The following is a 22,623-nucleotide window of genomic DNA, read 5'->3' on the forward strand; positions in this document are numbered from 1 at the left end:
CAATAAATAATTCAAATTGATAAAAGGCACTTTAGGGTGTCTTTTCTTTATGGAGTAGGATTATGAAAAGACAGATTTACAATTCTAAGCGACTCGTTGGTAATACTCCATCACCATCAAGCTAATATTTTCATATCCCCCTAAATTAAAATTTTCTTTCTCTACAGATAGTTATTCTGAGAAGCCGGGCATTATTTTCTTAAGTTGATGGACATGCATGGTGACCCCTTATTAGACGATAGTAAATGAACAATTTCGGGGTTCAGTTCAACTTTATTCAAAATAAGATTTTTTTGCAGTAAAATCAATGTTGGTGGAAATTTTTTAATCAAAATTTTTTTAAAATTAACATAAATACTTGCAATATTTAAATTAGTACTATATAGTTCTAGTTATGACAAAGGTAAAATTAATGAATCAAAAACGTGTGATTGAAGTAGCTGCAACATTATTTTTAGAAAAAGGGTTTGCTTATACAAGTATGGATGAATTAGTACGTGTAAGCAAAGTTTCAAAGTCGAATGTGTATTATCACTTTTCTAATAAGGAACAATTATTAGAAGGAGTCGTTGATTATTGGATTGAAATGTATCAATCTGCAATTGATGACGTACTTTCTCAGAACCAATTTTTAGTTGAAGATCGTATTCAACTGTTTTTAAAGCAATTATCACAAGGAGTTCAGTCGAGAGAGTATAAAGGGAGCTGTCCATTTATTACTCTTTATATTCAAAGTCCTACACAGGCCACGCAAATAAAAGAAAAAATAGGTCTTTTTTTTACAGGATTACAAGAGAAAGTTTCTCTATTACTTAAACAAGGGGTAGAGAATGGAGAATTCAGAAATACGATTCATATTGATGAGGTTGCATCACTTTTTATTACAAATCTTGAAGGAGCGTTATTTATTTCAGAAACATTGAAGGATGCAACTGTAATCACGAAAACAGCAGATCATTTTTTAAAATTGCTTCGATAAAAGAAGCATTTTTTTTACATCAAATTAGTACTAAGTAGTACTAAAAGGGGGATTTTATATGAGAACAGTATTTTTAACTGGTGGAACAGGCTTTATTGGAAAGCAATTAGTGAAAGAATTAGCCAAAGAGGATGTTAAAATTCTTCTTTTAGTGAGGTCGAAAAGTAAAGCAATACGCCTTTTTCAAGAAAGAGGCAGCTTAAAAAAGGCAGTTATGCACTTTATTGAAGGTGATTTAACGAAAATAGATTTAGGTCTAAGTGCTGAAGATAAGGAGAGGGTGTTGGAAACGGATGTGATTATTCACGCAGGAGGCCCCATGGATATTCAAGCGACAAGTAATGAGGCAGCTTCCGTATTTTTAAATGGCGCGAAACATATTAGTGAATTAGCTAAAAGTATTCATCAATTGAAGGGCTTGCAACAATTTATTCATGTTGTAGGTTATATGAGTCCCTTTGATGATAAAAATAGCAACATTGCAATTGATGTGTTTCAAGAAGGAAACAGTTATTTGAAAATAAAAAATCCATATGAGAGAACAAAATTTTTAGCAGATCTTTATATCCGTCAGCAGGCATCAGCAATAGGTTATCCGCTTTCTATAATTAATCCGCCAACTGTAGTCGGTAGTAGTAAAACAGGGAGTACAGAGCAGATAGCAGGATTAGGTTTGCTTGTGATGAGTATGCGAAGAGGGCTCATGCCAGTGATTCCTGGAGGTAAGGGATATAGGTTACCACTTATTTCAAACGATGAGTTTGCGAAGTTTATTGTGCAGGTTTTCAGGTTGGAGCAACCGACTATCCAAACATATACACTTGTTGAAGACAAACAGCACGATCAGAACATTGCTGAATTATTAAGTATTATGTCGGAAAGTATGAATATGAGGGCACCAAAAATCTCGGTTCCAATGCCGCTTATGAAAACAATTATGAATAGTGGAGTAAGTAAAATAACAAAAATTCCTTCTGATGGACTGAATTTTATTACAAAACGAAAATTTTCAAATGTTTCAGCGAAAAAAATTATGGGAGAGGATTGGTTTAAGAAGACGAGTGTAATGAAATTTCTCCCTGCTGTAGTAGCAGATCTGGACTATCGAATGATATATCAAAATGGCCAGCATAATCATTTATTTAAACGAACATTATGCGATAACACTACCCTTTACCAATTACAAGGAGAGGGTAAACCGTTTATTTTATTACATGGTTTATTGAGTGATGGAGAGGATTTATTTCCTTTAGCACAAGAGCTTCATGAAAAAACTGGTCAACCTGTATGGATCTTGGATCTTCCAGGTTTGGGGCGTTCTCCTTTTAAACGAGATAAAAATCTTCTAGATATCTATTTGAATGTAGTGAAAAAGTTATTGGAGAAAGCTACTAATGGTGCACATCTAATTGGTCATTCATTCGGTGCATTTATTCTTCTGGAAGCATTGGTACAACAGTACATAGATAAGAAGTATGCAATCACTTTACTTCAGCCACCTGTTGTTAAAAAAAATGCTAAATCGCTAAATGTTCCTCAATTTATGAACAAATGGACATTAAAACTGGCAACTACTAATTTCATAGAGCGATACTTATTAAGTAATGGTTTGTTTGAAAGTATAGAGAGCATCCCTGAACATTATATTGAAAAGATAAGTAAAAGTTTTACTTCTCCTAGAATTTTAAATACTACGGTTCAGCTTAACAGTTTACTACTGAAAAACGATCAAGGTGATTTCAATGAAGTAACAAAGTATAATCTTCACATTATCTGGGGGGGTTATGACAGAGCATATTCTGCTCCATCGCATGTTGGTAAGATTGATTTTGTTCCATATGGCCATCATTTTCCTCTTAGCCATCCGAGTGTAACGGCAACATTAGTAATAAAAAATAGTAATACTAGCAGATGAGAGTGTGGGATAAATAAAAGTGTGTAGTAAGATCGTTGTGTCTTTGAAATAAAATTGTACTGTTTTGGGTCCCACCCTATGCCCATCAACTTCAAGATTTTATAACACCCCAAAACGAAAAAATGAGATTTTTATTACAAGTAAGCACAATTTTTCGTTCTGGGGGTAAAATAATCTTCGGATGGGAGTCCAATACATATTATTAAAATTAAGATGGTTCAAGTCGGAGGAAAGCGCCTTAAGGTGTCTTTTCTCTTTAATTTAAAAAATTTGAGAAATGGAGTCTTTAGTCATAATTACGACTAAAGGCTTTTTTCTATATAAAAATGAAATACTTACTCAAATTGTTTTTCACTTCACAAACTATATCCAAAAAGTTGGATAGCTCCTTTTACTACTCATATTATTAATAAATAAAGCAATAACTACAATAACAAGAGAACCAACTAAAACTGGCGTTACTAAATAACTCCAACTGTATGCTCCTAAAATAACGACAATTGGATCAGCCCCTGCCGGAGGATGCGTTGTTCTTGTTAGCATCATAATAGCAATCGACATCCCAACTGCTAAAGCAATTGTCCAATATTCATTCCCAAACAAATGATATATTGATAGACCAATGAAAGTTGAAATTAAATGCCCTCCAATAATATTACGCGGCTGTGATAACGGTGCATTCCAAACTCCAAACGCTAATACACAACTCGCCCCAAATGGAGCCATTAACAATTCTGTAGCAGTTATACTCGTTAAATATGTTAAGGTGAGAATTGTTAAAAATCCTCCTAATAGTCCCGTCAAAGAGTCCTTTATGTTCACTTGTAACGGACTTCTTCCTTTCCCTTTCATTTTTGAAAAATATCGTACACTTATTGATGGAGCCTCTTTCTGCTTAGCTGCTGTTATATTATCCATCATTCTCCTCCTTTATTTACCAACAATTATAATCTAAATATACTAACCTGTAAATTACATTTTTAATGGTTAGTTTTAAAATACAAAAAAGAATCAACTTCTATAAGTTGATTCCCTAAACTTCTTCACATTTTCGATTCTGGAATTTTGCTACCTTTTTTCGGTTCCCACATATTTTCATAGAACACCATTTTCGTTTTCCACTTTTATCTATAAATAATAAAACACAGTCAGGGTTTGAACACCTTTTAAGGAAAATAAGCTTATTTTCTGCTATTAACGTTAAAGCATCAAATGCAATTAACGATGCGAGTACATCCTCAATTTCTCCAACTGGGACAGGTACTAGACGTTGTTCAATGACTTTATATGTAAAGGGTGCCTTCTCAATTTGTTGTTCTAAATACGTAATAAAATCATTAGAAATTTCGTGCTGATCAGCAATTGCCTCAAACTGTTTTCTCAGTACTTCTCTTGCCTCTAATATGCTAGATGTAACTTGATCCATTCGCTCTTGAATTTCTATAAGTGTTTTTTCATTCCAAAAAGGCAGATTAACCTTTATTACATGTAGCCATTCTAATACATCTTCATCCGTTATTAATAAATCATAACGTTGTCCACGCCTAACTAACTCTGTATTCACTAAATCTAATGAGAGATTTCCAGATATAAGCGGGAATTGTTTTGTTTCCTGCATGTACTCATCACCTACTCTTTAAATAATAATATTCCAAATTCATACAGAAGTACAACTTTTTTATTAACTATAAAGTATGAAGATCAAAGCCTTTAGCCATAATTACGACTAAAGGCTTTTTTGTATATAACTAAAAAGGAGCTGACTGTATGGAACATAATAAAAACGGAATACTTGCTTTAATCGTTTTATTTGTAGGACTAGCATTTTTTGTTATCGGTATGGTTTATCATTTGTGGGGAACGGTTTAAAAATAAATAATAATTCATTAAAAAAAGTACTCGTATGAGTACTTTTTTTAAAATGTCATGTAAAAACATTCTAAACTTACTTACATGCATACAATCACCAATGATAGTTATATAATTGAGAAGGTTGTAAATTATCAATCTATTACAACGTGATTTGGAAAGGAGCTAAAATCTGAAAATGTTAGAAATCATTTTTGTTGCTGTATTGCTTGCATCTAGCATCACTCCCATCTTTATCGAACGTGGTTTGACGAAAAAAAATATAGTCATTTTACTAATCAATTATGCATTCTTATTTGCCACCATCATTGTAATTGGCGCAAACTGGCGTATGATCCCCACCTATTTCTTATTGTTCATTTTAACATTACAAGTTTTTTTGAAACCAAAAACTACAGCTCTTTCTAAAAAGTTAGTGATGAAAATTTTAAAAGGGTTAGGAATTATCGTAACTGCTATTGTAATGTTTGCGTTACCCTTACTTTTTCCGATCATAACACTCCCAGAGCCTACCGGAAAATATACAGTAGGAACGAAAGCTTTTCATTTAATTGATACAAATCGAAAAGAAACCATTGTACCCAGTAGCCACGGAAATCGCGAACTAATGATACAAGTGTACTATCCTGCCGAAAAAGGATCCGGGAAACCTTCTGCCTACTTTGAGAACATAGACGCCCTCGCTGAACAATTGGGTGTAACAAAAGGTGCTCCCTATATCGTAACGACACATTTAGGTCTGACAAAAACACATTCTTATCAAGATGCTAAACCACTTCAAATTAAGGAAAAATTCCCCCTTCTTTTATTCGGCCATGGTATGGAATTATACGGGCAACAAAATACATTCCAGTTAGAAGAATTAGCTAGTCAAGGTTATGTAGTAATCGCTCTTAATTTCACAGGATACGCAGCAACAACGATTTTCCCTAATGGAAAACGTATAGATTCCGTACCAATTGAATTTACACCTAACGCTTTAAATAACATGGTTCGAAATTGGGAACAGGATACTACTTTTGTTTTAAACGAAGTAATAAAAGGCAATTTTGATAAAAACTTTACAGCCATTGCAAATTTAATTGACGATGACAAAATCGGCATGTTAGGTCACTCTTATGGAGGAGCAACTGCCGCACAAATGTTAGTAAAGGATAATCGTATTCAAGCTGCAATTGATATGGACGGCGGATTGTATGGAGATCCAATGCCTAAAGACGGCCCTCAGAAACCATTCATGTTGATGAATGCTGAAGCTACCATTCAGTATATGAAAGAAGCGGAGAATCAAAAGACAGGTGGAATCCAAGATGAATTGTTTGAAATATCCTATTTAAGAAATAAAACGATTGAAAAACCTGGCGCGTACACAGTTGTAATTCCAAAAACAAATCATAATAGTTTTACAGATTTAGCAGCATTTTCACCTATTATTAATGAACCAGACGAAGATGTAGCCGCAAATTATACACTCATTAATAAACTAGTAACTAGCTTCTTTGATCAAAATTTAAAAGGGATAAACGAAAATCATTTAGAAGAAATTCAGAAGCAATATCCTGAACTTCAGCTCATTAAACACTAATAATCATTCATTTCCCTAGTCATGTAACCCCTCACTATGCTTGAGGGGTTTCTGCTTTAAAACAATTATAAAAAAAGGCCCCATAACTGGGGCGCTCAAAAAATAATATAAGTAAATGAATTAAAACAAATAACAGACAACTAAAATATATAACATAAAAATTTTATAATCTATATATATGCAATATTACATATAAAATTCCATTATTACATGCTATACTAAAAAAGGAGTCGACAATCGTTATTTTCTTCTTATTTTTAAAGCAATATGGATATACCTTCTTAACATCATTTGGATTGTACAAGTAAAAGAAGACATCTTAATTGATGTCTTCTTTTCTTATAGTTTTATGAATTTTTTTGAGCAGCTGCTCTCCAAGCACGAAAAGATGTTGGACGTCCAGAATGAGCTCTTTGCTTTGCAGCAGCAACAGCTGTTTTTTCTTCAATAGTCATTGGTTTTTCCTTAATAATCTTTGGTTTTTCTTCCACAATCGCTGATTTTTCTTCAAGAGTATTCACGGCTGTCTGTATCTTTTCCAACTGCTCCTTTAAAGCTTGCTGTTCAATCTTTAAATCCGTAAGTAATCGTAAAATCATTTCAGAATTGGCCATAAAGATCCTCCTTCCCCCAATACACAGAATAAAATACAATATGTCATCAGCTGAATAGCGGTGACAAAAATAATATAGTCAACTCTTATAAAATTCCAAGTACCTTTATTTTTCAAAAGGACCTGCTCAAGATTATCTGTAAAAACATAAAGTGAATTAAATCCATTAATTAATGGTCTTTATGGAAGGAGGAGTTAATATGGGCTATGGCGGTAGTTGTGGTGGAGGCTGCGGTTTCGGCGGCGGTTTCGCTTTACTAGTTGTACTCTTTATTTTATTAATCATCGTTGGCGCTAGCTGTTGGGGCGGCGGATTCGGCTGCTAAGGGAAGGCACTCTTGAGAGTGTCTTTTTTTGTGCTTTTGGATGTACAGCTCATACCTTCTGTAGAATGTGGAACAGAAAAATAAAGAACCTTAATATAATTGATAATTACAAAAATTAATCCTATTAATATGGTTAATTTTCCTATATTTGTTATAATTATTTTGTATAAATAAATTGGAGGTGAAAAAATAATGATACTATTATTACCTATACTGTTATTATTCTTATTAATGATCCTTGTTAAAATTTCTAAAATGGTGAGTAGAACCGTAGCTGTTTTAGTTGATTTTTTATTTTTAGGAGGATTCGCTGCTTATTCATTACATCAGTCTGTATCAGTAAAAATAGCAAGTGGGTACGCCGTTTATTTTTGGGATATTTTATTTTTCATCGTTTCCTGTGTTCTATATTACATTGTTTTAAATTATCTAGTTACTAACTTCCCTAGACTAGCCGCATTAATTAATTACATTATTGCTTGGATTGGAACATTTTTAGTTTATGCCACAATCTGTATTATCTTGATAGGAAATTTACCGCAGTTATTAAATAATAAGTTTTTCAGTGAACTTACTAATATTATTATTATTTCTATACTTGCAATCATAACATTCAATGTTAGAAAAACTATGTTTGCCAACAAAGAGAGAAATGAAGAAGTTTATTAGTTTATGATTAACTGCATATCATAGTGTGATAATAAAAAGGCAGACTAAGGTGCCTTTTTTATTTATTTGAATTAGATTAATCCATAACCTTCTTATGTACTTGGAAATCCTAGTCATTGAGAATAAACAAGTAGATAGAATTTCACCAGATAAGGAGGTATTTCTATTTCTTGTTTACCTATCCATTTTTATTATAAGTGCTATTTCCCCAGTTACATGGGATGCATCCATAGTTGTACATCCAATCGTTTCCATACCAATTCTGTTGTACACTTCATTTTAAATATCCTCCGCTTCCTTCATTTCATTCCCATTTGCGCTTTACTCGTAGCAAATTTTCTTCCCCTTTTTTCAGTACATATCACATTAAAATTGACATAACACTTCATGCACCATATACTGTTAACAACAGTATACTGTCATTAACAGTATTAATCATAATTCATTCTAGGAGGAAGATCCATGAAGCATACAGGAAGACATACAGGTGCATTTCTTTTGTTATTTCTAGCTGAAGGTGATAACTATGGCGGGCAATTACTGCAAAAGTGCGAGGAAGAACTTCCCGTCAATCCAATCGATAGTGCCATTTTATATCGTACGCTAAAAAAATTAGAAAACGAAGGTGCGATTGAATCTTATGTAAGTACAGATTATCAAGACAAACCGAGAAAGATGTACAAAATTACGCCTGCTGGAAAAGAACAATTGGCAGATTTTCAAATGGATATTGAAGAAAAAATGAAGAACTTATCCTTTTTCCTAGGCAAATATAAAGACTTACAGGAATCCGACCATGATTAACGGCGTGATTCTTTACACTTTAGCCATTATCCTTACTGGTATTTCTTTTATGAAGGACCGCAGGAAAACGAAAGATGCTTTAATGAAGTCATGGAAAATGTTTCGCAACCTTCTCCCTGCGATGCTCTCCATCATGCTTTTCGTTGGCTTATCGCTTTCTATATTAACGCCGTCCTTTATCTCTTCTATTATTGGGGAACAATCAGGGTTTATCGGCATTGTGTATTCAGCGATACTCGGCTCCGTTGCACTTATTCCAAGCTTCGTCGTGTTCCCACTTGGTCATACGTTAGTACAACACGGTGCAGGTCTACCTCAAGTTGCGGCACTTATGTCTACACTCATGTCAGTAGGAATTACAACATTGCCAATGGAACAAAAGATATTCGGCCGAAGCTTTGCTTATGCACGTAATGCAGCCGCATTACTCATGTCACTTCTATTTTCCTATATCATTTGGATGGTGATAGTATGAAAGAACTAAAAAGATATCGCTTCTTTTTCATCTTACTACTCGGGCTCTTCATATTAACGTTTATAAATCAATCTTTAGGATGGAGTGCATTACAACTAACAGGAAATAGCATTTTAGATATGCTGTTTCTCCTCCCCCCTGTCTTACTATTTGTAGGGCTACTTGATCAGTGGGTGAAAAAAGAAACACTCATGAAATATATGGGCAAAAAATCAGGTATATACGGAATCTTATTTTCTCTATTATTAGGAGGCATTGCGGCTGGTCCTCTCTACGTTGCCTTCCCAATTGCAGCACTACTCTTAAAAAAAGGTGCAAGCATTCGGTACATCGTATTTTTCTTAGGCGTTTGGACAACTGCGAAATTGCCAATTCTCGTGTATGAATTCTCTTCATTTGGAGCAACTTTTACACTCATTCATATTGGTTTCGGGCTAGTATTTTTCTATGTAATGGGGATTATTTTTGAGAGGTTTTATAATCAGGAAGAGTTGCTAAGGTATGATGTTACGGAGGAAATGTAAAAGACATCTTTAATCAGAAAGATGTCTTTTTATATAAACCTTAATTTTCGTTCTGTAAAACCCCTGCTACCTTTACTCCCTTTTTCTCTTCTTTTAAGAATAGCGATACGATAAAAGCAACAACGATAAAGATTAATCCAAGTGCAAATGCACCTTGGAACCCAGATGTTAAACCGTTTAACTTCTCTACTGGGTCCATTGGATTTGCAGAGCTTTCCATATAGCTAGCTGTTCCTGAAGACATTTTTGAAATAAAAATAGCCGTACCAATTGCGCCAGCTACTTGCTGCAGCGTATTAAACAGCGCTGTTCCGTGCGGATATAGATCTGGTGTTAATTGATTTAAACCGTATGTTTGTGCTGTCATGACAAACATGAGTCCAACCATTAATCCGCTATGCATCACAATAATTTGTACTATTGATGTATCAGGAGTAATGCCTTTAAATAAGAACATTGCAATCCCTACTAACACAATGCCAGGAACGATAATAACTTTCGGACTAAATTTATCAAATAGTTTACCTGCGATTGGTCCCATTATGGCGCTAATAACACTTCCCGGAAGCATGATGATTCCTGATTTAAAAGCTGTAACGAGTAAAACTGTTTGCAGGAACATCGGTAATAAAGTCATCGTTGAAAATAATGACATCATCACAATGACGATTAATCCGACTGATAATGTAAACATCGGAACTTTAAATGCTCGTAATTCTAAAATTGGATTCTCAATTTTTAATTGTCGCACGATAAAAATACATAATGAGATAAGCCCAACAAGTAAAGCACTATACACTTTCGTATCAGACCACCCTAAATCACCTGATGCACTAAAGCTATACACAAGCCCGCCAAATCCTAATGTCGATAAAAGGATAGATGGATAATCTACTTTTGGTCTTGTTAACTCTGAAACATTTTGAATGTACTTCATTCCAATCATAATTGAAATGATCACGATAGGAATAACGATATAGAATAACCAGCGCCAATTTAATGAATCCACAATTACTCCAGATAATGTAGGGCCAATTGCTGGAGCTGCCATCATCACAAGTGCGATTAATCCCATTGTGGCACCACGTTTTTCAGGCGGACAAATAATTAAAATCGTATTCATTAATAACGGTGAAATTAACCCTGTCGCTACCGCTTGGACGATACGACCAATTAATAAAATGGAAAATGTCGGTGCGAATCCCGCAATTAATGTACCAGCTAAAAACGTTACCATAGCGATCAAAAACATCTGTCTCGTTGTAAGCCATTGCTGAAGTAACGCTGTAATTGGAACTAAAACCCCAACCACCAACATGTATGCTGTAGAAAGCCATTGAATCGTTGAAGCTGTTACACCGAATTCTTTCATTAATACTGTTAACGCATTACCAAGTAACGTTTCGTTTAATAACGCAACCATTGCCCCTAAAAGTAATGCAATTAAAATGGGGGTATGTTTCAAATTAGAAGTATCAACTTTGCCACTTACAGGGCCCTTAGTTGTTATATTCATTTGCAAATTCTCCTCCTGTTTCTTACTTAAAAAACTTTAAATATACCTAAACACATGTAATATAATATACATATGTAGATTAAAAAGGGAGAATCAATTTTCAACCACTGTATATTTAATCTACAAAAAAGGAGAATTGTAGATGAACGATAATGAAAAACAACTTGATTTACGTATTAGACGTACACATAAATTACTATGGGATTCCTTATTTGAATTAATGACGCAATCAAAACAGAAATATAGTACCATCACGATTAACCAAATATGTGACCGCGCGATGGTACACCGAACAACCTTTTATAAACACTTTGAAGATAAAGATGCTTTATTAGCCTTTGGATTTAAACGATACAGCAAGATGATTGCTGAAATACCCGTTTCAGATCGATCAAGTAAACCATTTCAAGTAATGGAACAATTTCTACACCATGAAGAACTCGGTAAAATATTAGAGACGCAAATGTCTGATGAACAATTTATTAACCGGACACAGTATTTAAGTCACGAAACGAGAAAACAAGAAATAGAAGCGTTATATCAACTGCGCAAAAATCATACGATGCCAAATGATTTAATCATTGAATTTTATTCAGGGGCAATCACCTCATTAAGCGCATGGTGGTTTAAAAATGAAAGAAAAGTTTCTGCTACTGAAATGGATAGGTATCTCCACCAACTTATTAACCGGGATATTTTTCAGTTTGAAAAGGAATAAGACTGCACCTTTTCAATCATGCAATCAAATTGACCCCAAAATAGGAATATGATATATTTTCCGTAGAATACTATATAAGTGTAACAGCGAATAAATTGGCATATAATAAAAAGAAGAGATGCGCTAACATCTCTTCCTTAACTGCTACCGTATAGGGTGGTGGTTATTATACGTTATTATTTTTTACGAAACCCACCCTTTTGCTTCCTACGGCGCGGAGTGGGTTTTTTGTTGTCCTTACCCAGAAGTTGCTTCCGCAAAAAATACGCTGAAACTTCACGTACAGTCGCTTTTACAAATTCTTTTACAAGGTCAAACAAAAACTCCATATTATCACCCCCTTTCCTTCCAAATGGAAAGAAGGGATAACCACCCTCACAATATGCAGTTGACTTTATTTTATCAAATGATTGTAAAGATATTATGTAAACAAATAAAATCTCACAGAAAAAAATCCTTCTAAACTGGGCCTTTTTTTATACATACCAATACTTCCCCAGTATTCGGAAAAGAAAAATACGTCGATAAATTTACATTTCAAATATTCAGAATTAATATTAAAATAAAAAATGGGGATAGGGGTATGGGCTTATAAAATTTATACATAACGAGGGAATAGAAATGAAACTACAATTAAAAGCGGATTTAATGTTACTATTAGTTACATTTTTTTGGGGTGCATCCATCTTACTTACAAAGGTCGGACTTGAAGGCATAGAAGAATACAATTTAATCGCATTACGATTTATTATTGCCTTTCTTTTATCAGGTTTAATATTTTACAAACATTTATTCAAAATCGATTTTGAAACGGTAAAATATGCATTTATACTCGCTTCTGTCTTATTTATCGTTTACATTTTCGCGACTTTCGGCACAAAGTATACGAGTGTTTCTAATGCTGGTTTCTTACTCTGTCTCACAGTCATTTTCATTCCAATATTATCAGCTATATTTTTAAAACACATTCCGGAAAAGAAAGTTATAGTAGGAATCATTTTAACGATAATAGGAATCGGCTTATTAACATTAACGAGCGAATTTAAGATCGGTAACGGTGATATATTTTGCATACTGTCTGCCTTATTTTATGCCATTCACGTCATCATTACTGGCAGCGTAACGAAACATGTGAACTCCATTGCACTTGGGGTCATACAACTCGGTTTCGTCGGCCTATTTAGTCTTATTTTTTCATTCATGATAGAAACGCCAAAGCTTCCTAGCACAACCAACTCATGGCTAATCATCTTAGCCTTAAGCATATTCTGCACAGCAGTCGCATTCATCGTGCAAGTGATTGCCCAGCAATACACGACGCCTACACATACCGGACTTATCTTTTCATTAGAGCCTGTCTTTTCCGCAGGTTTTGCCTTCGTTTTCACAGGTGAAACACTTACCGGGAAAGGATATTTAGGAGCGACACTTATATTAGTCAGTGTGTTGATTGCTGAAGTGGATTTTAAGAGTTTATTACGAGTTAATTATAAAAAGAATATGGAATAGATAAACATACCCCGAGAAAATATTTGTTACTATTATTTTCATTCTCTTTTAAATGAGACTTTTTTAGATGCTATCTTCGAATAAGATAGCATCTAAAACATGTTAAAAGGAATTATTATATTAATGTAGCCTGCATAGTTCACCGTTTCTACATTACTTACTGCACATAGTCATACAGATTTTTCGCTAACAACAAACAAGTTACTGTAATGAAAAGGGCGCGAACATACCCGCTTCCTTTTTTTATAGCAAATCTGGAGCCGGCGATTCCTCCAGCAATTTGAGCAACTCCCATTATAAAACCATACACATAGTTTACTTGCCCTACATACATAAACATGAACAATGCACCAACGTTGCTTCCTAAATTAAGAAACTTCGCCGTACCTGCTGCTTTTAAAAAATCATACCCAATAAATAAAAGAGAAAACATTAAAAATGAACCTGTACCAGGACCTAGAAACCCATCATAAAAACCAATAACAAAAATAAAAAAGGTAAAAATAATGACGTGTCGACCAGACAATTTTTTATGAGTGGAAATACTCCCCCAATCCTTTTTGAATATCGTATAAATAGCGACCACACCGAGCATGATCAGCATTAATGGCTTTAATACTTCTGGATTCATTAAATGAACGGTCCATGCCCCTATTATGGAACCTATGAAAGTGATTGGAAATAATTTAAACGCCGATTTCAAATCAAGATTACCAGAACGATAAAACACAATATTACTAGTGGCACTTCCCATTGTCGATGCTAATTTATTCGTGGCTACTGCACTTGCTGGATTCAGTCCTGTAAATAATAAAGCTGGTAAGGCGATGAGTCCGCCACCGCCTACAACTGAATCAATAAATGCAGCCACAAACCCAAAAACAATCAAAATCATTAATACAGATGGGTCTAAATAAAAATCCATACTAGTAGCCTCCCCTTTAGTCACTATTGTAATAGTAACTACCAATTTGCTAAATGTAAAGAGTTATTGTAACGTTGAAATATAACAGCAAACATCGGAGGACGAAAAAGTGGACTACATAGTACAACAGCTTAAAAAAATTGGTTTTAATGAATATGAAGCTAAATCTTATGTATCTCTTGTGAAACAGGGTCCTGTCACAGCCTATCAAGTAAGTAAGGATTCGGGTGTCCCAAGAGCGCGAATATATGAGATTTTAGGTAACCTTGTAGAAAAAGGAATTGTCATGAAGGAAGAAATAAATGACACCACTCGCTATTCACCTCTACCTGTTGAAATCTTTTTACAGAAGGCGCAATCAGAATGGCAGTCTACTTATGAAGGAATTAGCGATTCATTAAAAAAACTAGAAACTTCCGAGGAAAAAACGGATAATCGAGTCATTACTTTAAAAGATAATCAAACAATCATTAGCTACTGTCAAACATTAATAAAAAAAGCAGAACGACGTATTGTCATTTCGATGTGGGATGAAATGTATGAAGCGTTAAAAGAGGACCTAGCTGAGGTAGCTGATAAAGTCACAGTACAAGGCATTACCTTGCATGTAGAAAATCCTATTAAAAATCTAGAAGCCCATCGCATAACGGCTTATACAGAAACCCTCTCTACAGAACATTGGTTTATTTTATCGATAGATTCGAAAGAAATGATTTATGGACCATCACTTGAAGAGCGTAATATTGCTTTTTATACAGATGACCCCGTCCATATATACTTATTAGAGGATTATGTATGGCATGATGTTTTAGTAAACCGACTTGTCCGACGTAGCCAAGATGACTTGGAGCAATGGATCACTGCAGAGAGACGATCTTTCTTTATGGGAAAATAAGAAGTATATTGAAAGAATCAAAGAATAAAGCATAAGTGAATGCAATAGAACACTTATGCTTTATTTTATTTGCAAAGTCATACTCAAGTCTTTCAACTATTCCCCCTCCACAAACCGACCAAACTCCTTCATAAACCTCAGCTTAAAACTCCCCACAGGCCCATTCCGATGCTTCGCCACATGAATCTCCGTCATCTCTTTCTGCTTCGTTTCCTTATCGTAATAATCCTCGCGATACATAAGCATAATGACATCCGCATCTTGTTCAATTTGTCCTGTTTCTCTTAGATTAAATAAAAGAGGTGTCACCACCTCTTTTTTAAACATTTAATGTAGAATTGTTATTATTAGATTTTAAGTTTATTTTTCTTACAATTGCCGTTATTACCTTCATTAACAATAAGGGAATAACAGCTGCGTATATAATATATATAATTCCGTATTTAATAATAACCCCTAATCCATCAGTATCTCTCATTATAAAAGTGACATAATCTACATTTTCAAACAGTTCAATAACATTAGTAAATAACCTAGTGGCTAGAGCTAAACACCCTAAATAAAATAAAAAATTAATAAATCTAGAATTAGCTTTCGTTACATACATGAGTATAAATGATATAACAAAGCCTATATAAATATATGTAGCGTATTCAACCGCATACGCAATAACAAGAAATCCACCGATGAAAAAAGCTATTAAACCGGCTATTAAAATAGCTAAAACTAAAAAAAATGTCCATTGTCCAGTAGGTATTGGAACCCCTACTGAATGAGTATCGTTTTGTTTCAATCCTACATCCCATGTATCGCTATCAGGATCTAATGTATACCCTCTGTCATATAACTTATTTTCTGCATCTCGACTTACACGTGTATTCCCTTCGTAATATAACCGTTCTAGCTCTTCATCTGACTTATTCGAGTAATCCCCCATAAACTTCCCCTCTATCAAATACTTTGTTCATTGTATTATCTCATTTATATTTATAAGTTTTAATTATTATTTATTTAATTTTCTGTTTTTTTTATTTTAAAAGTAGTTATCTAAATCAATCTAGTTCGTAATATAAATAATGGAGACAAACAAAACGAGAAAGGGTGAGTTATTATGCAGTATGCAACGAATAAAAATATTTTACAAATAATATGTGGTGTCTTGCTATTATTCAGTTTCTTTTCAGCATGGTACAATACCGGAGCATTTTTATTTTCCCCTTCAGAACTTATGGGATTTAGTCGTTTTCCTTTATTTAAATTATTCTTTGCACTTCCTATACTCGGTCTCGCGCACATATATTTTGGGTGGATGAAAACTTATAAACCAATCCTCCACCTTGCAAGTACAATACTGAGCATCATATTAATATATGAACTCAATCGGATGGTTAATTTTGGAACATCAAATATAGATGGGGCTGCGAATGGCTACTATATGGCTGGATTAGCCATTTTAATTTCAATCGCAAGCTTTATTTTATCTAAAAAAGAGATATCCAATATACAAACAACTGGCAAAGAAGGTTAACTATTACGCTATAAAATATAGATGATTCAAATTGTAAAAAAGCACCTTAAGGTGTCTTTTTACAATTTGAATCCCACTAAAATCATACGTAACTTTTTCCTAACATAAACTTCCTCTCCAACTATTTCTTCCCCTCCACAAACTGACCAAACTCCTTTATAAATCTCAGCTTAAAACTCCCCACAGGTCCATTCCGATGCTTCGCCACATGAATCTCCGTCATCTCTTTCTGCTTCGTTTCCTTATCGTAATAATCTTCGCGATACATAAGCATAATGACATCCGCATCTTGCTCAATTTGTCCTGTCTCTCTTAAATCAGATAAAAGAGGTCGCTTATCTTGACGCGACTCTACTGAACGAGACAATTGCGATAATGCTACTACACAAACATTTAACTCACGTGCTAATAACTTAAGTTTACGAGAAATCTCACTAATCTCTTGAAAACGATTGCCCTTATGCTTCGGATCGCCCGTAATAAGCTGCAAATAATCTACAATAATTAAAATCTTTTTATCACCGTGCTTCCTCTTTAACTTACGAGTTTGCATCCAAATATCTTGCACCGTAACCCCTGCATTGTCGTAAATCTCAAGAGGTAACTCACCAATCTCCGCAAACGCCTTACTCACCCTTTCCCAGTCTTCCATCGCAAAACGATGCTTCGGATTTTTCAGCCTACCTCCTGACACTTCACCTACGCAAGAAGCCACCCTTTTCAATAATTGCTTACTACTCATCTCTAACGAAAACAACCCAACCGCCGCGCCAGACTTCGCCGCATGCAGTCCAACATTTAGCGCAAACGCTGTCTTCCCCATCGAAGGACGAGCACCGAGAACGACAAAATCTCCTTCCTGCAATCCGCACGTCATTTTATTTAGCGATGTATAACCCGTCTCAATACCAGTAATCTCTTTCGCATCTTGATGAAGCTCTTCATATAAATCAACTAGCGCATCCTTCAAATCAAACTCACATACACAGTCCTTCTCCTCTAACTCACAAAGTGCCGTAATCGTCTCACCAATAATTTTCTCACTCTTCTCTGCAATAAGACGCTCTCCCATCTTGTGCCCAAGAACACCCGCCTGATACATTTTCCAGGCACCTCGAACAAGCCCCTCATAATAAGAGAAGTTGGCAGTTGTAGGCACGCCATCCATTAACCCTATAAAATACTCCATTCCCCCGATCCCCTTCAAAAACTTCGGATCCACTCTAGAAGTGAACGTCACAAGATCAATCGGTTGCCCCTCATCTTCCATCTTTCGCATTAACTGAAATATAGACTTATGCACCGGCATAGAAAAATACTGCTCCGTCAAACGGCACTCCTTAATAAGCTCTCCATCAAGTAATAGAGAGCCTAACACCGTCTTTTCCGCCTCCACATTTTGAATACTCATGGACGCCACCCGCGCTCCGCTAAAAAGCGCTGCAACTCTTCCTCAGACGGCGTATTCTTCTCCCACTCCTCACACCTCGCCAAAAACTCCTCCGTCTCCCCCGTACTAACAGACGACCCCTTCTTCCGAAAATTCGCAGCATCCGCCTCAACCTCACACACTTTCGTAAACCCTTTTCCGTGCCAACCTCTCAAAATCCCCTTCACATAAGCAACCGTCTGCTTATTATTCTCAAACGCAATTTGAAGAGCCTTCAGCACAAGCTCCTCTGACAAGTCTTCCATCCACGCACTCAGTTCCTCCACAGTATGAGGAGACAAACTACCGAAATGTTGCTCATAAAAAGAAAACACGCGACTTCCCGTTTCTTCCTCTATAACCTCTTCTTCCTCTGTCTCCTCACAAACTGGCTCAACATCATCCACAGCCAGATCACTCGGCATACCGAAATGTGCTAAAAGCATCGGAACATTCAGCTCCTCCTCTACGCACTTCTGAAGAAACATATGTACAAACTCCTTATTCTTCACGCCCTTCAGCTCACGAAGCACGCACTTCTCCACATTTGTATTCGTCACCGGATTATAACGAAGCCAATTCAAAACGAATAACTCTCGCGTATCCGCATCATAAAGAATCTTTCCATAATCAATGAAGCGCTGCACAAGCTTATCAACAGTCTCCCGATTATAACCAGTCTCCATCTCAGCTAATCGCTTCGGAAAAGGAAAAATCCCACACTGCGTCGTCTTCGAACAAGTTAACAAATACACATAAAAATACCGCTCCTCCGGCGTCAAATCCAAAACAAAATCATCCTGCCAAAAATTCACCTGCACAGTACGATACACCGCCATCCTAATTCCTCCCGTCTCCGTTCAAAAGTAAAAGCCCCTTCATAATATATATGGGAGACTGGCCGGGTTTTTGGCGTGTTATTTCAAAAATTTTTTCGACTCCTACTACGGTGTTTGCTGTTGTTTTTGTTTTTGTTATGTTTTTTCTTAGTGATTTATTACTTGGTAGGGGCTTGTAAGGGGCTTAGGAGGGGGCTATTTATTGGTTACTTCGATTAGAAAGACTCGATCTGAGAAGCCACCTCGTTCTTCTGCTTTCTTTTTGCGGATGTTGTTGATTTCTTCTAGTGTTGTACCTTCGTGTTGGGCTAGGGCGTTTATTAGTTCCAGGAGGTCGGATAGTTCTTCTAGTTTATGTTCTTTTGTGTCTGCTTCTAAATATTCGGTTAGTTCTTCTTGTGTTTTGTTGCAGAGTTCCTCTATGTATTCATCTTCGTTTAGGATTCTTGTTGTTGGTGTTTTTCCGTTGGATTTTATTATTTGTGGAATTTTGTTTCGGATTAGTTTGTTGTAGGTTGGCATGTGGGTCTCCCTCCGTTTGGTTTTTCTTCTATTATAATGGAAAAGCAGTTTAACTAGGTGTTAAACTGCTTCATTGCTTCTTTTATATAGTTTTCTTCTTCGGTTGTGAAGAGAGCCGGGAATTCGGATAGTGGAAGGTTTGATTTTTGGATTATATCCTCTATATCAATTTGAGGTATATCAAGATAGTTTGTTACCTCTTCTATTACATTGAAAAATTCCTTCAAGGTAATTTGAACATCATGATGACTCGGATCCTTCTCCTCTTCCTTATACTTTTTCAACTTCCCTATCACATCCATAAATCGCCGATCAAACTTTTCTTTTAGTTCCTTATTATTATAAAAATCTCGAACACTATCCGTTGAAAAGTGTTCCTCTAGCCATTCCTTATTTTCTTTCTCCCATATAAAAGTTTGCAAAAACGAAGAAAACAAAGCGACATCCACTCGTTTCTCCTTTTGAAACTTCTTCGTCATCTCATCCATATGCGAAAGCACCTTCACAATCCTTTCTTGCTCTGCCAAAAGCAATTCCCTTTGAAAATGCATTTGTCTTAAAAATTCTTCCGTCTTTATATCACGCTGCAATATAATATTTTGAATTTCCCCAAGCGAAAAACCGAGATGCTTAAACGATTGAATTTGCTGCAGCACATACAAATCATCTTTCGTATATAACCGATGCCCACCCTCAGTATAATCGCTCGGCTTTAATAAATTAATCTTGTCATAATAACGAAGCGTCCGCACCGTAACATCCCCAACACTTGCAAACTCACTAATCATCCACGCCATACCATCACCTACTCCGCTAACTTCTCTCTCACATACTGAAGCATACGAGAAAAACTCTTCTCATTCTGCCTACAATATTGAAACAAACCTACAACAAGCAATAAAAAAGAAATATTCCCTCTATAACGATTTTCATACTCACTAATCCCATCATAAAAGTAATCATACTTTCTTTTTCGTAAAACGATATAAATTGCAATAAACAACACGGCAATCATAACCAAAAGTCGCTTTCCCCTTATTTCCACTTCTTGTTTCATCACCTATTCTCCTTCCACTACATACCTATCTTCTTTAAATAACGGAATTCGAATGAAATAACGATATGGCTCATCTCGTATTACTTTCCACGCAACAATGATCACTTGGACAACCTCAAAGACAAATACGATCCAAAACAAAACATCACTAATACGCGAACTAATATTAAATAGAAGAAAGATTAACAAATGAAAGTTGAAGGCCTTTCGGCAATGGTATTTGTACACTTCATTTTTACGTGCCATCGTGATGTACATGAGTAGTGGTGAAAAGATTCCTATTGTAGCTGAGAGTAATAGCATGATGATGGTATTTATTTTTTCTTTTGTGGTGGTTTTCATGAGTGGTTTGATCCCCTTTTTTGATTTGTCTTCTTTAGGTTAGGGGGTGACGTTGGGGGAGGTGCAAGGTTTTTCTCTTATGTAGGAGCTTCTTGGTTATTCAACAAAGATATCTTTTTCTTAGTTGTGGTCAGTATTTGGTCAATAACTACTTATTTTGGTCGACGATTTTATTTTTAATAGGTTTCTTTTGCTGTACACAATCTGCATAATGTGGCTTTAAAATTTGTTATATAATGTAGAAGAATTGTTACAGGAAGGGGTGAAAAAATGTCCTTGTTTATTATTAACACGAATCTACAGAAAGACACCCGTTATGAGCGTGAGATGCTGCAAGAAGAGAAATGTGCTGCTTGTCGTTCTACCAAGACTGACATCCAAAACATTCAAAAAAATGATAAAGTTTTATTGTATACCAACAAAAAAGGAATTATTGTACGAGGAATTGCTTCAGGACAATTGTTTATGAAAGACGATAATGGTGAGCCTAACGCTGAGTATTATCTGCCCCTTATAAATTTTACAGAACTAATTAAACCTATACCTTCGCATAAACTTAGAGACATCTTATTGCTTGCTGATTCGCAAGAAGCACGACCGTTTAATAAAACTTCTTTAAAATTTCAAGAAGGAGTTTTAGAGGAAATTTGGAAGGAAATATGTAGATATATGTAAACAGAATCGCCAGAGATTTGATGTTTTCATGTTTTACATTTCGAACTAAATTTTCTAATGAAGACAACCTTTATAAGAAAGTTTTCTAAAAGAAAGTAAATCCCTCTACTTAAATGATAGAGGGATTTATACCATCTCTTTGAAACTGGTAGCCTACGACATGTGAAAAGACCTTAATACCCTCTATCTTTTAATATGCGGGCTACTATTGCACGATCTGAAGGGCGGGAAAAGTTATTTCCCTTAGCTATTCTTATTAGTTTTTCGTCCGAATAACTCTCATATTTTTCAACACTGTTATTCATCTCATCTTGAAGATTATAGTATGTATCTACAACCTTGCCAAACATAGTTTTTATCCTAAAAGCAGCTGAACTCATCTTTGCAAGCTCTTTGCCGTAATCACTTAATGAGGCATTTTTTATATTAAGCTCCATGCCGTAAATACCTTTATCATCAAAAGCAACTACCTCAAGGTTGTAAACAATTCTATCTTCAAAAATTATTTTTATAGCATTCCCAAGAGCCAGAGTATCATCCTTATACATATAAGGAAAAATTATAAATGGTTGGTCTACTAAGTCTAAATCTATGTGATCCGATATTCCACTTACAATTTTATGAACAAGAACATCCACGTTCATCTCAAACACTCCTTGTAATGTAAAATATTAGTTAGATTTTTCTTGTTTAGGGCGTGGTTTTCCTGCATCACTTCTCTTCGCTCTCCAAGCACCGTCTTTATTTCTAGTACGATTCTGTCCAGCAGTCGGACCAGTTTTTACAATTGGTCCTTTTGTATCCTTTGGACTTGGCATAATAATCCCTCCTTACTAAATTTCAATAATAAAAGCATCTTAATTTTAACATATAAATATATTCAACCAAATAAATTAAATGTCTCATAAA

28 protein-coding genes and 1 pseudogene are annotated in these 22,623 nt (G+C 35.2%); 13 read left to right on the forward strand and 16 right to left on the reverse strand.

The window, feature by feature from the left end:
• Nucleotides 1-412: 412 nt before the first annotated feature.
• Together MR070_RS19810 and MR070_RS19815 are read left to right on the forward strand one after the other, a co-directional pair.
• Nucleotides 413-979, forward strand: a complete 567-nt coding sequence (locus tag MR070_RS19810) for a TetR/AcrR family transcriptional regulator (RefSeq protein WP_001072300.1) — start codon at nt 413-415, stop codon at nt 977-979.
• A gap of 58 nt (nt 980-1,037) precedes the next feature.
• Nucleotides 1,038-2,894 (forward strand): alpha/beta fold hydrolase, encoded by a 1,857-nt coding sequence (locus tag MR070_RS19815; protein WP_242261862.1) that lies wholly within the window; start codon nt 1,038-1,040, stop codon nt 2,892-2,894.
• Nucleotides 2,895-3,257: 363 nt separating this feature from the next.
• Here the strand turns inward: MR070_RS19815 and MR070_RS19820 are convergent, their stop codons facing one another.
• On the reverse strand, nt 3,258-3,812 hold the full coding sequence (locus MR070_RS19820) for an HPP family protein (protein WP_242261863.1): 555 nt from the start codon (nt 3,810-3,812) through the stop codon (nt 3,258-3,260).
• A gap of 115 nt (nt 3,813-3,927) precedes the next feature.
• Complete coding sequence (locus MR070_RS19825) at nt 3,928-4,512, reverse strand: CGNR zinc finger domain-containing protein (RefSeq protein WP_242261864.1); 585 nt, start codon at nt 4,510-4,512, stop codon at nt 3,928-3,930.
• 429 nt (nt 4,513-4,941) lie between these two features.
• On the opposite strand from MR070_RS19825, the gene MR070_RS19830 reads away from it, so the two are divergent.
• Nucleotides 4,942-6,348, forward strand: coding sequence for an alpha/beta hydrolase family protein (locus tag MR070_RS19830; protein WP_242261865.1), 1,407 nt, complete (start codon nt 4,942-4,944; stop codon nt 6,346-6,348).
• Nucleotides 6,349-6,695: 347 nt separating this feature from the next.
• Here the strand turns inward: MR070_RS19830 and MR070_RS19835 are convergent, their stop codons facing one another.
• Nucleotides 6,696-6,962 carry a hypothetical protein gene (locus tag MR070_RS19835; protein ID WP_071729295.1) on the reverse strand — a complete coding sequence of 89 codons (267 nt, stop codon included), beginning with the start codon at nt 6,960-6,962 and terminating at the stop codon, nt 6,696-6,698.
• A 199-nt stretch (nt 6,963-7,161) separates the two neighbouring features.
• On the opposite strand from MR070_RS19835, the gene MR070_RS19840 reads away from it, so the two are divergent.
• The 5 genes from MR070_RS19840 (at nt 7,162) to MR070_RS19860 (ending at nt 9,759) form a co-directional block, all read left to right on the forward strand.
• A complete protein-coding gene (locus MR070_RS19840) occupies nt 7,162-7,287 on the forward strand; it encodes a YjcZ family sporulation protein (RefSeq protein WP_000540377.1) in 126 nt (41 codons plus the stop codon).
• Between the two features lie 192 nt (nt 7,288-7,479).
• Nucleotides 7,480-7,956 carry a hypothetical protein gene (locus tag MR070_RS19845; RefSeq protein ID WP_242261866.1) on the forward strand — a complete coding sequence of 159 codons (477 nt, stop codon included), beginning with the start codon at nt 7,480-7,482 and terminating at the stop codon, nt 7,954-7,956.
• A gap of 462 nt (nt 7,957-8,418) precedes the next feature.
• A complete protein-coding gene (locus MR070_RS19850) occupies nt 8,419-8,760 on the forward strand; it encodes a PadR family transcriptional regulator (RefSeq protein ID WP_000683194.1) in 342 nt (113 codons plus the stop codon).
• Nucleotides 8,753-9,235 carry a hypothetical protein gene (locus MR070_RS19855; RefSeq protein ID WP_242261867.1) on the forward strand — a complete coding sequence of 161 codons (483 nt, stop codon included), beginning with the start codon at nt 8,753-8,755 and terminating at the stop codon, nt 9,233-9,235. Before MR070_RS19850 ends, MR070_RS19855 begins: the two co-directional genes overlap by 8 nt.
• Nucleotides 9,232-9,759 carry a permease gene (locus tag MR070_RS19860; RefSeq protein WP_193108952.1) on the forward strand — a complete coding sequence of 176 codons (528 nt, stop codon included), beginning with the start codon at nt 9,232-9,234 and terminating at the stop codon, nt 9,757-9,759. The genes MR070_RS19855 and MR070_RS19860 overlap by 4 nt, the downstream gene beginning before the upstream one ends.
• 40 nt (nt 9,760-9,799) lie before the next feature.
• On the opposite strand, the gene MR070_RS19865 is transcribed toward MR070_RS19860, so the two are convergent.
• On the reverse strand, nt 9,800-11,275 hold the full coding sequence (locus MR070_RS19865) for an MDR family MFS transporter (RefSeq protein WP_242261868.1): 1,476 nt from the start codon (nt 11,273-11,275) through the stop codon (nt 9,800-9,802).
• Nucleotides 11,276-11,417: 142 nt separating this feature from the next.
• Between MR070_RS19865 and MR070_RS19870 the strand changes: the two genes are divergently transcribed.
• Nucleotides 11,418-11,993 carry a TetR/AcrR family transcriptional regulator gene (locus MR070_RS19870; protein WP_242261869.1) on the forward strand — a complete coding sequence of 192 codons (576 nt, stop codon included), beginning with the start codon at nt 11,418-11,420 and terminating at the stop codon, nt 11,991-11,993.
• 176 nt (nt 11,994-12,169) lie between these two features.
• On the opposite strand, the gene MR070_RS19875 is transcribed toward MR070_RS19870, so the two are convergent.
• The gene (locus MR070_RS19875) at nt 12,170-12,322 is read right to left on the reverse strand and encodes a hypothetical protein (protein WP_000394757.1); all 153 of its coding nucleotides are present in this window, start codon (nt 12,320-12,322) and stop codon (nt 12,170-12,172) included.
• Between the two features lie 292 nt (nt 12,323-12,614).
• On the opposite strand from MR070_RS19875, the gene MR070_RS19880 reads away from it, so the two are divergent.
• Entirely contained in the window at nt 12,615-13,502 is an 888-nt protein-coding gene (locus tag MR070_RS19880; RefSeq protein WP_242261870.1) for a DMT family transporter, read from the forward strand.
• A gap of 157 nt (nt 13,503-13,659) precedes the next feature.
• Here MR070_RS19880 and MR070_RS19885 read toward each other — a convergent pair whose 3' ends face one another.
• Nucleotides 13,660-14,427, reverse strand: a complete 768-nt coding sequence (locus MR070_RS19885; protein WP_242261871.1) for a TSUP family transporter — start codon at nt 14,425-14,427, stop codon at nt 13,660-13,662.
• Between the two features lie 109 nt (nt 14,428-14,536).
• Here MR070_RS19885 and MR070_RS19890 point away from each other — a divergent pair, with 109 nt between their 5' ends.
• Nucleotides 14,537-15,322 carry a TrmB family transcriptional regulator gene (locus MR070_RS19890; protein WP_074569163.1) on the forward strand — a complete coding sequence of 262 codons (786 nt, stop codon included), beginning with the start codon at nt 14,537-14,539 and terminating at the stop codon, nt 15,320-15,322.
• A gap of 96 nt (nt 15,323-15,418) precedes the next feature.
• Here the strand turns inward: MR070_RS19890 and MR070_RS19895 are convergent.
• Together MR070_RS19895 and MR070_RS19900 are read right to left on the reverse strand one after the other, a co-directional pair.
• Nucleotides 15,419-15,625, reverse strand: a pseudogene (locus MR070_RS19895) (DnaB-like helicase C-terminal domain-containing protein); the annotation flags it as partial.
• Between the two features lie 16 nt (nt 15,626-15,641).
• Nucleotides 15,642-16,259 (reverse strand): hypothetical protein, encoded by a 618-nt coding sequence (locus MR070_RS19900; protein WP_242261872.1) that lies wholly within the window; start codon nt 16,257-16,259, stop codon nt 15,642-15,644.
• Between the two features lie 174 nt (nt 16,260-16,433).
• Between MR070_RS19900 and MR070_RS19905 the strand changes: the two genes are divergently transcribed.
• Complete coding sequence (locus MR070_RS19905) at nt 16,434-16,850, forward strand: hypothetical protein (RefSeq protein ID WP_242261873.1); 417 nt, start codon at nt 16,434-16,436, stop codon at nt 16,848-16,850.
• A 121-nt stretch (nt 16,851-16,971) separates the two neighbouring features.
• Here MR070_RS19905 and dnaB read toward each other — a convergent pair whose 3' ends face one another.
• The 6 genes from dnaB to MR070_RS19935 all read right to left on the reverse strand — a co-directional run bounded on the left by dnaB (nt 16,972) and on the right by MR070_RS19935 (nt 21,039).
• On the reverse strand, nt 16,972-18,261 hold the full coding sequence (gene dnaB, locus MR070_RS19910) for a replicative DNA helicase (RefSeq protein ID WP_242261874.1): 1,290 nt from the start codon (nt 18,259-18,261) through the stop codon (nt 16,972-16,974).
• Nucleotides 18,258-19,118, reverse strand: coding sequence for a DnaD domain-containing protein (locus MR070_RS19915; RefSeq protein ID WP_242261875.1), 861 nt, complete (start codon nt 19,116-19,118; stop codon nt 18,258-18,260). The genes dnaB and MR070_RS19915 overlap by 4 nt, the downstream gene beginning before the upstream one ends.
• 195 nt (nt 19,119-19,313) lie before the next feature.
• Complete coding sequence (locus MR070_RS19920; protein ID WP_242261876.1) at nt 19,314-19,640, reverse strand: nucleoside triphosphate pyrophosphohydrolase; 327 nt, start codon at nt 19,638-19,640, stop codon at nt 19,314-19,316.
• Between the two features lie 53 nt (nt 19,641-19,693).
• Complete coding sequence (locus MR070_RS19925) at nt 19,694-20,437, reverse strand: MerR family transcriptional regulator (RefSeq protein ID WP_242261877.1); 744 nt, start codon at nt 20,435-20,437, stop codon at nt 19,694-19,696.
• An 8-nt stretch (nt 20,438-20,445) separates the two neighbouring features.
• Nucleotides 20,446-20,697 (reverse strand): hypothetical protein, encoded by a 252-nt coding sequence (locus tag MR070_RS19930; RefSeq protein WP_242261878.1) that lies wholly within the window; start codon nt 20,695-20,697, stop codon nt 20,446-20,448.
• 3 nt (nt 20,698-20,700) lie between these two features.
• Nucleotides 20,701-21,039: a magnetosome magnetite crystal formation protein family gene (locus MR070_RS19935; RefSeq protein WP_242261879.1), complete on the reverse strand. Its 339-nt coding sequence runs from the start codon at nt 21,037-21,039 to the stop codon at nt 20,701-20,703.
• A 270-nt stretch (nt 21,040-21,309) separates the two neighbouring features.
• Between MR070_RS19935 and MR070_RS19940 the strand changes: the two genes are divergently transcribed.
• Entirely contained in the window at nt 21,310-21,714 is a 405-nt protein-coding gene (locus MR070_RS19940; RefSeq protein WP_242261880.1) for a hypothetical protein, read from the forward strand.
• Between the two features lie 173 nt (nt 21,715-21,887).
• Here the strand turns inward: MR070_RS19940 and MR070_RS19945 are convergent, their stop codons facing one another.
• Together MR070_RS19945 and MR070_RS19950 are read right to left on the reverse strand one after the other, a co-directional pair.
• Entirely contained in the window at nt 21,888-22,358 is a 471-nt protein-coding gene (locus MR070_RS19945) for a hypothetical protein (RefSeq protein WP_242261881.1), read from the reverse strand.
• A 27-nt stretch (nt 22,359-22,385) separates the two neighbouring features.
• Nucleotides 22,386-22,532, reverse strand: a complete 147-nt coding sequence (locus tag MR070_RS19950; protein WP_167519251.1) for a hypothetical protein — start codon at nt 22,530-22,532, stop codon at nt 22,386-22,388.
• Between the last annotated feature and the right edge of the window lie 91 nt (nt 22,533-22,623).

Origin of the sequence: Bacillus cereus group sp. BfR-BA-01453, assembly GCF_022662915.1 — a bacterium.
Classification (GTDB): Bacteria; Bacillota; Bacilli; order Bacillales; family Bacillaceae_G; genus Bacillus_A; species Bacillus_A paranthracis.